This is a genomic window from Chryseobacterium sp. R2A-55 (genome assembly GCF_021401085.1).
In the GTDB taxonomy this organism is placed as follows: domain Bacteria; phylum Bacteroidota; class Bacteroidia; order Flavobacteriales; family Weeksellaceae; genus Kaistella.
The window spans coordinates 1-12,571 of the sequence record NZ_JACBFP010000014.1 but is presented as its reverse complement, the minus strand read 5'-3'; the positions used below and the strand labels follow the sequence as shown (position 1 = coordinate 12,571).

At 39.0% G+C, this 12,571-nt stretch carries 9 protein-coding genes; 7 read left to right on the top strand and 2 right to left on the bottom strand.

Annotated features, from left to right (window positions below; all coding sequences use genetic code 11):
- Nucleotides 1-224: 224 nt before the first annotated feature.
- Complete coding sequence (gene rpsA / locus L0951_RS12640) at nucleotides 225-2,006, bottom strand: 30S ribosomal protein S1 (protein ID WP_234111622.1); 1,782 nt, start codon at nucleotides 2,004-2,006, stop codon at nucleotides 225-227.
- 241 nt (nucleotides 2,007-2,247) lie between these two features.
- Here rpsA and L0951_RS12635 point away from each other — a divergent pair, with 241 nt between their 5' ends.
- Entirely contained in the window at nucleotides 2,248-2,589 is a 342-nt protein-coding gene (locus L0951_RS12635) for a MerR family transcriptional regulator (RefSeq protein ID WP_234111621.1), read from the top strand.
- Nucleotides 2,590-2,737: 148 nt separating this feature from the next.
- Complete coding sequence (locus L0951_RS12630) at nucleotides 2,738-4,147, top strand: helix-hairpin-helix domain-containing protein (protein WP_234111620.1); 1,410 nt, start codon at nucleotides 2,738-2,740, stop codon at nucleotides 4,145-4,147.
- Between the two features lie 43 nt (nucleotides 4,148-4,190).
- On the opposite strand, the gene L0951_RS12625 is transcribed toward L0951_RS12630, so the two are convergent.
- Nucleotides 4,191-6,074 (bottom strand): endonuclease, encoded by a 1,884-nt coding sequence (locus tag L0951_RS12625; protein WP_234111619.1) that lies wholly within the window; start codon nucleotides 6,072-6,074, stop codon nucleotides 4,191-4,193.
- 178 nt (nucleotides 6,075-6,252) lie between these two features.
- On the opposite strand from L0951_RS12625, the gene L0951_RS12620 reads away from it, so the two are divergent.
- From L0951_RS12620 to L0951_RS12600, 5 genes are all read left to right on the top strand, one after another.
- Nucleotides 6,253-7,392 carry an acyl-CoA dehydrogenase family protein gene (locus tag L0951_RS12620; protein WP_234111618.1) on the top strand — a complete coding sequence of 380 codons (1,140 nt, stop codon included), beginning with the start codon at nucleotides 6,253-6,255 and terminating at the stop codon, nucleotides 7,390-7,392.
- A gap of 191 nt (nucleotides 7,393-7,583) precedes the next feature.
- Nucleotides 7,584-8,054, top strand: a complete 471-nt coding sequence (locus L0951_RS12615; RefSeq protein ID WP_234111617.1) for a nucleoside triphosphate pyrophosphohydrolase family protein — start codon at nucleotides 7,584-7,586, stop codon at nucleotides 8,052-8,054.
- Between the two features lie 21 nt (nucleotides 8,055-8,075).
- Nucleotides 8,076-8,636 (top strand): TlpA family protein disulfide reductase, encoded by a 561-nt coding sequence (locus L0951_RS12610; RefSeq protein ID WP_234111616.1) that lies wholly within the window; start codon nucleotides 8,076-8,078, stop codon nucleotides 8,634-8,636.
- The gene (locus L0951_RS12605) at nucleotides 8,637-9,251 is read left to right on the top strand and encodes a DUF4230 domain-containing protein (RefSeq protein ID WP_234111615.1); all 615 of its coding nucleotides are present in this window, start codon (nucleotides 8,637-8,639) and stop codon (nucleotides 9,249-9,251) included.
- Between the two features lie 133 nt (nucleotides 9,252-9,384).
- Complete coding sequence (locus L0951_RS12600) at nucleotides 9,385-12,135, top strand: M4 family metallopeptidase (RefSeq protein ID WP_234111614.1); 2,751 nt, start codon at nucleotides 9,385-9,387, stop codon at nucleotides 12,133-12,135.
- Nucleotides 12,136-12,571: the final 436 nt, after the last annotated feature.

The following is a 12,571-nucleotide window of genomic DNA, read 5'->3' as shown; positions in this document are numbered from 1 at the left end:
AAATTATTTGGCTTCGAATATATAAATTATTTTGACATCTTTTGAATTTTTAACACTAAAAAAACAGAAAAAGTTGCATTACTCTGAATTGGCAATATTGGTCGCCGAAAATATGGTATTGAAAACGATATAATCAGGAATTTTTGGGTTGAGAGCTCAACATTAGGCAATAAAAAATCCACCATTTTTCAATGGTGGACTCATTATTTTAAAAATTTCCGGACTTAATTCCCTTCCATTTTCTTTTTCAGTTCTGCCAAAGCGTCGATGTCACCAAGTGTGGTTTTTTCTTCGCCAGAAGTTGCCGCCGGTTTAGACGTTGCTTCTTTGACATTTCTTTTTTCTTCGTCTCTGAAAGTTCCGGTGTGTGAAACCACTACTCTCTTGAACTCCTTGTTGAATTCGATCACTTTGAAGTTCGCTTCTTCTCCTTTTTTGATTTTGGAACCGTCTTCTTTTTCCAACAATCTTGCAGGACAGAAAGCTTCTACCTCAACATCTTCAAACTGAACCTGAGCTCCTTTGTCGAAAACTTCGGTTGCTTTTCCTGCATGAACTGTTCCTTCAGCATATTTGGTTTCAAATTTATCCCAAGGATTTTCTTGAAGCTGTTTGTGACCCAATGAAAGTCTTCTTGCAGCAGTATCCAATTCTAGAACCACTACATCTAACTTATCACCAACCGCACAAAATTCAGATGGATGCTTGATTTTCTTAGTCCAAGAAAGATCAGAGATATAGATCAAACCATCGATTCCTTCTTCCAATTCCACGAAAACTCCAAAGTTGGTAAAGTTTCTTACGGTTCCAACATGTTTAGAACCAACTGGATATTTGGTTTCGATATTTGCCCATGGATCTTGGGTAAGTTGCTTCATTCCCAAAGAAATTTTTCTGTCTTCTCTATCCAAAGTCAATACTTCTGCTTCGATTTCATCTCCTACTTTCACGAAATCACCCGCACTTCTCAAGTGGGTTGACCAAGACATTTCAGAAACGTGTACCAATCCTTCCACACCTGGAGCAACCTCTACGAAAGCACCGTAATCAGCAAGAACCACTACTTTCCCTTTTACTTTGTCACCCACTTTCAAATCAGCAGAAAGTGCATCCCACGGATGTGCTTCCAGCTGCTTCATACCCAATTGGATTCTTGTTTTCTCATCATCGAAATCAAGAATAACCACTTTCACAGTCTGTCCGTCTTCAAGGATTTCTGATGGATGGTTTACTCTGGACCAAGAAAGATCGGTAATGTGGATCAGACCATCAACACCTCCTAAATCGATGAACACCCCGTAAGAAGTAATGTTTTTCACAGTTCCCTCTAGAACCTGACCTTTTTCAAGCTGAGCGATAATTTCTTTTTTCTGACCTTCTAAGTCTGCTTCGATCAATGCCTTGTGAGAAACTACAACGTTTTTGAATTCCGGGTTGATTTTCACCACTTTGAATTCCATTGTTTTTCCTACAAACTGATCGTAATCTTTGATTGGCTTCACGTCGATTTGAGAACCTGGCAAGAAAGCCTCGATTCCGTGTACATCTACGATCATACCACCTTTGGTTCTAGATTTCACGAATCCGTTCACGATTTCACCTGTTTCATGAAGTTCATTCACTTTATCCCAGGCTTTAAGCGTTCTTGCTTTTTTGTGGGAAAGCTGAAGCTGACCGGATTTGTCTTCTCTTCTGTCCACCATTACTTCCACCTCATCACCAACAGCTAAACCTTGGTTGTAACGGAATTCGTTAAGAGAGATCACTCCTTCAGATTTAAAGTTGATGTCCACGATTGCTTCTTTGTCGGTAAGTCTTACCACTTTTCCTACAAGCACATCGTTGTCATGCAAGTTTTTCAGTGACCCGTTGTAGATTTCTTCCAGGTCGCTTTTTTCTTTTCTTGCATCCGCATCTAGACCAGATTCGAAAGAATCCCAGTCAAACTGTTCTGGAGCTACGTTTTGGTTCAAAAGAACCTCTTCTTTGTGTGTCGTTTCAGACATAAAATAAAAAATTTGTATTCCTTCTTTTTCGATGATTGGCTGAATGTGGTTTTCGAAAAATACGGAAGATGTTAATTGTTAAGGTTTTAAGCTTTGCCAAATACTCCCACAAAAAGTGGTGCAAAAATACTGAAAATATTTGAGTTACCACACATTTCGATTAGATTTTGATCGATAGAGAAATTCTGAAAAATTTGATCAAAATTTTCTATCTTTGAATTTCAAATTTTAAAGGCAGAAAGTGAGAATCGATTTACCGGACAAACTTTATTATTCTATCGGTGAAGTAGCAAAAGCGTTTAATGTAAATGCTTCGCTCATTCGGTATTGGGAGCAGGAATTCCCGATCATTAAGCCCAAAAAAAATAAAAAAGGAAACCGGTATTTCACACCAGAAGATTTGAAAAACCTCCAAATGATTTACCATTTAGTCAAAGAAAAAGGCTATACCTTGGATGGTGCCAGAATTGCTTTGACGACCAATTCGAAAATTTCCGAAACCATCACGATGATTGACCGCCTGGAATTCGTGAAGGCAGAGCTTCAAAAATTAAAAGACTCCCTTGTGGAAAAACCGGAGTAGGTGTTTTAGCGCAAAGCAATCCGTGTTTTCACCCCTTAAAAATAAGTGTTTTCACCCCTTAAAAATAAGTGTTTTCACTACTTGAAAAAGGTGTTTTCACTACTCATTATCTTTAAGTTTTGAAATAAGTTTGTAAAAACTTATTACGATGAATCTCAATTTCCAAATTTCAGCTGTTAAAAATTACTTTTTCGGATTTGCAACTTCCGGCGCGATTCTTTTTGCTGGATTGGTCTATTTTAACAAAGCCGAAAAGACCGAAGAACCGCAAGAAAATGCCGCACCTATAAACTATTTGGAGGCAGAAAAAGTCACGCTAAAAAATTTCAATCCAAACAATCTCTCTGAAGCAGAATGGAAGTCGATGGGTTTCTCTGACAGGCAAGTCGCCACCATCCTGAAATACAAATCAATTGTTGGAGGAAATTTTGTTTCGAAGCAGCAACTGAAGAAATGCTATGCTATTTCTGAGCAGAAATTCGCAGAAATTGAAGCTTTTATCCTACTTCCTGAGACTGCACCTTCTTTCAATGGCCATCACCAATCAAATGCTAATGCTAAAAATTATTACGACAATTCTTCCAACAAAACTCGCTATTCGAGAAAAGAATTAAGGATTCCCGGTAAATTTAATCCCGATCTTTTTACTGTTGATGATTTTGTGAAAATGGGTTTCACGGAGAATCAGTCCATTGCAATCTTGAATTACAGAAATTATCTGGGCGGAAGTTTCATAAGCAAAGAAAAGTTCAAAGCCTGCTTCATCATCAGTGACGAGAATTACAAAAAGATGGAGCCCTTTTTGATTTTGCCCAGAAAAACCCCGGAAAACTTCGCCATTACCAAACCAAATTATCAAAAGCCTGATTTCAAGCCGGCAAAAGCACAAATCATCTACCAAAACTTTGATCCGAACACAACGGATTTGGAAGGCTGGAAAAATTTGGGCTTTTCTGAAAAACAGGCACAAGTCATCATCAATTATCGGGATCGAAATTTGCGCGGAAGTTTTAAAACTTTGGATGACATCGAGCGATGTTTTGTGATCTCCAGTGAAAAGTTTCAGGAAATGAAGCCATATATTGTCTTGAAAAGTGAAAGCATGATTGCTCAACCAACTTCTTCAAGCGGTACAAACAACAATTTCACCACCAAATCTACCGATCAAAAAACCGATTTCTCAAAAACAAACTTAAATGAAATCACCTTCAAACAATTGGTTGAATTTGGCTTTGACGAAAAATCTGCGGCGAGTCTCATCGGTTTCCGAAATAAACTGGGTGGTTTTGTCAACAAGGACCAGATTCTGGAAACCTACAATATCGACAGGGATTTGGCGCAAAAGCTTGTAAATCAATCCCCTCTGAACACAGACCAGGTTCAGAAATACAGTTTAATGGATGCGCCTGAATCTTGGTTGAAAAGCCACCCCTACTTTAAATACTATGCGGATAAAATCATCTATTACCGTATATCCTACACCAACGAGAACAAGTTTTTCAGATCGATGAAAGTAAAACCTGAATATGAAGCCAAAATGCGACTTTATCTAAAATAAAATCAGCTTCCGAAGAAGCTGACCAGTATAAAAGTTTGGAAGTTTATTTTTTGATAAACTTGAAAGCATTTTCATCAACTTTCAAAATGTAGATCCCCGAACCTAAACCTTCCACACTGATGGAATTCTTATTTTTGAAAGGGTTTGATTCCTGTCTCAGAATTTTTCCAGAAAGATCAAGTATGGTCACCTTTTGAACGGATGAAAGCTGATTCCCATTCAAATAAAGTTGGGAACCTACAACCGGGTTCGGATAAACATTAATATCATTCTTTGCAGAAGGATTGGAATCGGAAACTGCTAGAATCCCTATTCCATCACAGTAATTCACGGGATATTGCGTCCACTCAGTAAGATCAAATGATGTCGCTGGATTAGTTACTGTGGAATTTCGGTAAAGTGAACGATTTCCTAATGTGGAAAAATTATTGACTCCAGAAGTCCCCACAGCATCTACTGTTGATGATTTGTAGCGAAGCTCCACATAATTACTTCCATCAAAAGTCAGCTGTGGAGCCGCGGTTACGAATCTTGCCTGACTATTGGTGATGCAACTGAAAGTTGACCTTGGATTCAATACCACAAAAGTGGAATTGTTTTCTACAACTCCTTCCAATTCAAAAGGTGCCGGGAAATAGTAGTTAGTTCCGCTATAAAACTGGATGCTTAGTCTGTAATTATCTAAATTCACTGGATGTCCAGTCTTATTTGTGATTTCCAGGGCTTTGTTATCTGAAGTTCCTTCAAGATATTTGGTAATCATCAAGTCTTTCGCATAAATATCTGTATCTAAAGTAGTGGCAGAAACCAAATTACTATCCGCAGCTTCCATATAATTATTATTGTATGCTTTAACCGTGAAATTATACAGAGTTCCTGGGGTCAATCGATCTGGATAAAATGAGTTTCCTTTACTGTATCCGATATAAGTTCCGTTTTGATATACTTTGTATCCCAAAACCGATGGATCCGACAGAGGCGTCCAATTGAGCTTTACAAAATAGGCACTCGTTTGGGCAATGTTCAGATCGGCAATCGCTTGTGGTGCAACAGTACTCGGGGTCTGATTCCAAATTAAACTCACCCATTCCGGATGGTCAATAAATGGGTTTCTGTTTCCCTGCACTGCATAAACATTATTGTTTCGGTCAATCTCACGTTGGGAAACCGGATCCTGGTTATGCCATTGCAGAAGCATTGCAATGTACCAATCCTCATAAGCCTTTTCCTCGGTCCCATCTAAAGGAGAGGTGTCGTTTGCAGGTGAAGTACCGTTGTAATAATTAAAGGAGTTTAATTTCCCTTCATATCTCACTACATAATAAAGCAGACTCCTCGCAATATCCCCTTTAAAAGCGTTGTGCGGTTCATAAACTCGCCCCGTGTAAGGTGAATTTGGAGTTGCGTTTTTTGCTTGTTTTGAGCCATTAGTAAACGTATAATAAACCTGCGACGGGGGACTTGTAACTCCAATTCCATAAGGGTAATTACTTCTCAATTGATTGATTCTGGCATCCGTCGGGATCACATAAAACAGGTCGGAATACATCGGATAATTACTGTTGAAAGAACTTTGCGGCATTTGGTGTTCCCGATTCCAACCCAAACCTTCAGCATTCGCCGAACCGATCATCTGCTGATTGGTATAATGATAAGCAGTAGTTCCGCCTGGATTGCAGGAATAAATATCCAAAAGATAGGTATTGTTAGAAGCATCAAAATCGTAGTACCTATCAATATCTGTCTGATTATAAATACTTGGCAAATCACTGTAATGCCAACTAATCTGATGTGCGGAAATGATATCGTGCAATTTGGATTTCAGTGCATAACCGGCTAAACCTGCTGTACCATCATAATACCCTGCAGGAATTTGAGAAAACCCCAATAAAGGGATTAAAAAAATAAAATATAGAACTTTTCTCATTACTAAAGTTTTTTTCGCCGCTAAATTACAACTTAACTCTGACGAATAACTTAAAATTAAATTAAATTTAACATAATCGGAAATCGTTCATACTTAAAAAATTACTGATTCGAAAATCAGCCAAACAATTAACCACTTTTTTCCACATTTTATTTATCTTTGAAGCCAAATTATAAATATGAATAGCAATACCCTCCAAAACCTTGATATGATTGCAGATACTGCACGTGATTTTGCGGAAAAAAACATTCGCCCACACATTATGGAATGGGATGAAAGTCAGACTTTTCCGGTGAAACTCTTCCACCAGTTGGGTGAAATGGGTTTTATGGGAGTTGTAATTCCCGAGCAATATGGTGGTTCTGGACTAAGCTATCATGAATATGTTACAATTCTGGACGAAATCTCCCAAGTTGATCCCTCTATAGGACTTTCTTTGGCGGCACATAATTCGCTTTGCACCAATCACATTTATGAATTTGGAAATGAAGAACAGCGCAACAAGTGGCTTCCACAATTAGCTACAGGAAAAGTGATCGGCGCATGGGGACTCACCGAACACAACACCGGATCCGATTCTGGCGGAATGAGCACCACTGCTGTGAAAGATGGTGAGGAATGGATTCTGAATGGTGCTAAAAACTTCATCACCCACGCAATTTCAGGAGACATCGCCGTGGTGATGACCAGAACCGGGGAAAAAGGTGCAAAAAATAACTCTACAGCATTCGTTTTGGAAAAAGGAATGCCCGGTTTCACTTCCGGAAAAAAAGAGAACAAATTAGGAATGCGCGCTTCGGAAACCGCGGAACTCATCTTTGATAACGTGCGGGTTCCAGATTCCCACCGTTTAGGAGAAGTTGGTGAAGGTTTCAAGCAGGCCATGAAAATTTTGGACGGCGGAAGAATTTCCATTGCAGCATTGAGTCTTGGAATTGCAAAAGGAGCCTATAAAGCTGCACTGAAATATTCTTTGGAAAGACAACAGTTCGGAAGACCCATCAATCAATTTCAGGCGATCAACTTTATGCTTGCAGACATGGCTACCGAAATTGATGCGGCTGAATTATTGATTCACAGAGCTTCTACCCTGAAAAATGCGAAACAAAAAATGACTAAAGAAGGCGCGATGGCGAAACTATATGCATCAGAAGCTTGCGTGAGAATTGCTAATAATGCGGTTCAAATTTTTGGAGGATATGGTTACACCAAAGATTTTCCTGCAGAAAAATATTACCGAGATTCCAAGCTTTGCACCATCGGTGAAGGAACTTCAGAAATTCAGAAATTAGTAATTGGAAGGGAAATTTCGAAATAAGTTCAGTCAAGACATAAGAAAGAGCATCGAAAATTTTCGGTGCTTTTTCTATTTATGATTGTTAACAAACAATCCATCCCAAAACTTTTTTGGAGTGACTTTTTAAATGAATACAGAATCAGAAGATTTCAAAAAGATTACACAGCCACTTCTAATTCGATTTTTCTATATTTGCCTAAATTTAGTTTTTAATGGAAAAGATAGATTCACTGAATCAGGTCGCAGAATTTCACAAAACCTTTAACGCTCCGATTTTGGAAACCCCACAAATTCCTTCTAAAGAAAGGTGTGAATTGCGGGTATCACTCCTTCAAGAAGAATTAAATGAATTGAGGCTTGCCATCGCAGACAAAGACATCGTGGAAGTTGCAGATGCATTATGTGATTTGCAATATGTTTTGAGCGGTGCAGTTTTGGAATTCGGTTTGGGCGAAAAATTCGAGGAACTTTTTAATGAGGTACAACGATCAAATATGTCTAAAGCTTGCTCCAATCAAAAAGAAGCTGATGAAACCATTGCGTTCTATAAGGAAAAAGGAATTGAAGCATTATCGGAAGTTTCTGGAAAAAAAATTAATGTACACAGAAAGTCAGATTACAAAGTTTTAAAAAACATACACTACTCCCCTGCAGATTTAAAGTCTATTTTAGATCATATTTAACAAGTCCAACCCACGCCAATCATGAAGAAAATTTTCATAGCCATTTTTTCGGCTTCCGCAATTCTATTAATCCTGTCATCTTGTGAAGCAAAAAAAGTAGTCGTTAACCGCGAAGTTGACACCACCAATGATGGAAAAATGTTACTCGGAATCCAAACAAAAAATCAACTTTTGAAGGCTCCATACAGTGACTGGTATGTGAAAGAACATGATGAATACGCCATTGACCAAAAAGCACTTTCTGAATTGAGAAAGAAAAAGCTCGGTTCCTATAGCATCACTTTGGTGATGGGAACATGGTGTGATGACAGCCACCGCGAAGTTCCCAGACTCATGAAAATATTGGAAGAACTGAAATATCCTGAAAAACGGATGACCATCATCGCGGTAAACAGGAAAAAAGAATCTCCAAGCGGCGAGGAAGGCGTTTTCAATATACAGAAAGTTCCCACCATCATCTTACAGAAATACGGCAAGGAAATTGGTAGGATTATTGAAAGTCCAAAATCCGGTTGGCTCGAGCGCGATTTGCTTGAAATTGTGCAGAAAGACAATGCTTCATTGAAGGACCTCTTAAAATAAGTGAAAAACAGAGCATCTATTAAAACATTCTTCTTAGGAGCAGTTGCAATGCTGTTTCTATTCTTCATTTGGAATACCGTCATCAAAAAAAATGATGAAAAAGTTCAGAGTGATGTGTACATCATCATGAACCAAATCCGGAAAATGAATAAAATGGTAGTTTTGGAACAGGACTTTTCAAACATGCAGAAAACTAAAATTACCTCACAGTTGCTCGGAAGTCCACACCTGCCCGTTTCGGAAAAAAACATCATTACTTTCACCAAAACTACTGCGCAAGTTTCTTATGATCTGAACAAAATGAAAATTGATGTCGATTCTGTGAACAAAAAACTGATTATCAGAGAACTTCCGAATCCCGAAATCAAAATTCTACCGAGTGTTGAGATCAACTCAATGGACGATTCGTTCTTCAACCGCTTTGACGAACAGGAACTTAAAAGAATTACGCAAAATGCCAAAGACATCGCTTACAAATCCGTTGATCAAGCCAAACTGAAGGCAGATGCCAAAAAACAACTGATGGAAAATCTAGACCACATCATGGTTTTGGCAAAGGCATTAGGCTACAAAATCGAAGATAAAACCAACACTTTCGACCAAAGCAAATTATAGATACTGACTCAATCACTTGGGTAATTAAAGCGTTTCAACTATCAATTTTATGTGTTTTTCATTAAATTATTTTTGAAATAGAAAATTAGGGTCACATTTTTTATTAATTTTACCTAATTAATAATTAATCCTTATGAAAAAACAATTACTAAGTCTGGGAGTCGCAGGGATTTTGCTGGGATTTTATGGGCAAATCGCAGCGCAGCAGTTAATAGAAAAGCAAATTAATAACCAGGACGGAACGCCAAGCCTTGTTGTTTTTAAATCAAATTCGGGACTTACTCCGTCTTCCACCAAAAGCCTTTTCGCGGAAATCCTCCATCTTAAAGCAAACCAAGAATTAAAACTCATCCAATCTGATACCGATTTTACAGGTAAATTCAGTGACGAGAAATACCAGCTGTATTTCAAAAACATCAAGGTAGAGGGTGGAATTTATAATGTGCATTTCAAAAACGGAACTCTGGTTAGTATGAATGGCGAAATCTACCACAGTGATACTGCTCCTTCGAGCCCGGAAATATCCGCTTCTGACGCATTCAACTTAGCAGTTCAAAGTGTGGGTGCCCAAAAATACATGTGGGAAGACGCAGGTTATATGGCCAATAACGCATATAAAAAGCCACCTGGAGAATTGGTTTATCTTCCGATTTTACAGGATGATGGAAAATTTAATTTGATGCTGGTTTATAAATTCGATATTTATGCAATAACCCCAATCAGCCGGGAATATATTTATGTAGATGCATTGAGTGGTAAAATTGCAGCCAAGGATCCCATCATGAAGCATGCAAACCATACTTCCACAGACAATCAATCCAAATCAACGATCACTATTGAGCCCTATCAGAACATAGCAAATGCTCCCCGAATTTTGGTGGCGGGCACAGCTGCGACCAGATACAGCGGAAATCAAAATATTGAAACCACTCTTTCCGGTTCCAATTACATTTTGCAGGATACCACTCGAGGAAATGGAGTGAGAACCTATAATATGAAAAAAGGCACCACGCTAAGCAATGGTGTTGATTTTACCGACAATGATAATAATTGGACAGCTGCAGAATTTGATAATGCCGCTTTTGATAATGCCGCATTGGACGCGCATTGGGGAGTAGAAAAGACATACGATTATTTTAAAAACACCTTTAACCGAAACAGTTACGACAATAACGGGACATTACTGCGAAGCTATGTTCATTACAGCAATGCTTACGAAAATGCAGGCTGGACCGGATCAGAAATGATTTACGGCGACGGCGCAAGCACTTTCCGACCACTCACCGCTCTAGATGTTACCGGCCATGAATTGGGACACGGAGTTTGTTCCAGTTCGGCAAATTTGCTTTATCAAAGAGAATCGGGTGCATTGAATGAAGCACTTTCTGATATTTGGGGAGCAGCCGTGGAATATACTTATGCGCCATCAAAACAACGTTGGTTAATCGGAGAGGAAATTGTGAAGATTGCCCCACAATATCTTAGATCAATGAGCAATCCAAAATCGGGGCTTACTCCGCAGCCAGATACCTACCGTGGAATTAACTGGTATCCTGCGACCGCCGCAGAAGGTTGTGCAACTCCGAACAGTAGCACAAATGACAACTGTGGGGTACACAGAAACAGCGGCGTGATCAATCACTGGTTCTATATCCTTTCGGAAGGAAAAACCGGAGTCAACGATTTGGGCAAAAGTTATAGTGTCACTGGGATCACCCTGGAGAAAGCAGCGAAAATAGCTTACCGCATGGAAACCTCTTACCTGGGTGCAAATTCCGACTTTATGGCTGCACGAAACTTTGGAATCCAGTCTGCAATTGATCTGTTTGGCGCAAAATCAGCGGAGGCAATAGCCACTCAGGATGCATTTTACGCAGTTGGTTTAGGGGCGAAATATTTGGCGAATCCGGATACTACTGCACCTACTGTGCCAACTAACCTCTCCGCTTCTAATACCACCGGAAGTCAAACCCTTCTGAGCTGGACCGCTTCCTATGACGAAAACGATATAGAGAAATATTCCATCTACAAAGACAACATCTTGTTAGGCTCCGTGCCAGGAAATAAAACCAGTTACAAAGTGTCCGGACTTACTCCAAATACGACTTACAACTTCTTTGTTAAAGCGGAAGATCCTTACAGCAATATTTCAGCAGCAAGCAACGCGATAGATGTCACAACTATGAATGTTCCAAATTATTGCAATATCAATTCAAACAGTACCGCCGACGAACGGATTAAGAGAGTACAATTCGGAACGATTGACAATACCAGCACCGGAACTGATGGCTACGAAGACTTCTCCTACATCAGTACAGACCTCACAAAAGGACAGGCATATACCATCACAATTACTCCGGAATGGCCGGGCACCAATTACAGCGAAGCATATGCAGTGTTTATAGACTGGAATAATAATGGGGTGTTTACCGATGCAGGAGAAACAGCCTGGACGAAGTCTGGTTCCACAACCTCACCTGTTTCAGGTTCAATTACAATTCCAGCTTCCGCGATTACGGGAACAGTTAGAATGCGAGTAATTCTGAAATTCAGCTCCGTTCCAACAAATGCCTGTACATCAATCTCATACGGCCAAATTGAAGATTATAGCTTGAATCTTAAAAATACACAATTAGCTGTTTCTGAAAACAGTACAACAAAAACGGCGATTTATCCAAACCCTGTAAAAGATGTATTGAACATCCAGAGTAATGAAACCGGAGCATTAGGATACCGCATTTTCAATGCGGCTGGTCAATTGATGGCAGAAGGTATATCTGCGGACAAAAAAATCAATGCCGAAAAATTAACATCAGGTAACTATATTATTGAATTGACAGACAGGAATGGAATCATTTCAACCAGTAAATTCATAAAAAAATAACCTGACTCAAATATCTTCCACAGAATCGCTCCAAATCCACTTTTGGAGCGATTCTCTATTTTGATTAACACCCATTTCTGCATCTATCTAAAAATCGCTCTGATCGGCACTTAAAAACAATGTTCCAATTCTGACTGTTTCGTTAAAATGCTCACAAAATCTTTGAACAAATGCAAACTGTCATGGTTTTTGCTTTAGTAGGTAGAGCATAACTTCCACCAAGTCAAAATATTGAAATCATGAAATATAGAATAAAAGCCGTTTTTCCATCGGAAAAAGATGCGGTAAATGCCTCTTCGATTCTGAGAAAAGCTGGTTGAACTAAACCTCCGGTAGCTTTTCCCATTCGCCGTTTCATTAACTTTGTTTTCATTAACCTTTTAAAAACCCATAAAATGGCTACAAAAAAAAATCTCCGGAGGAATTAAGAACGAAC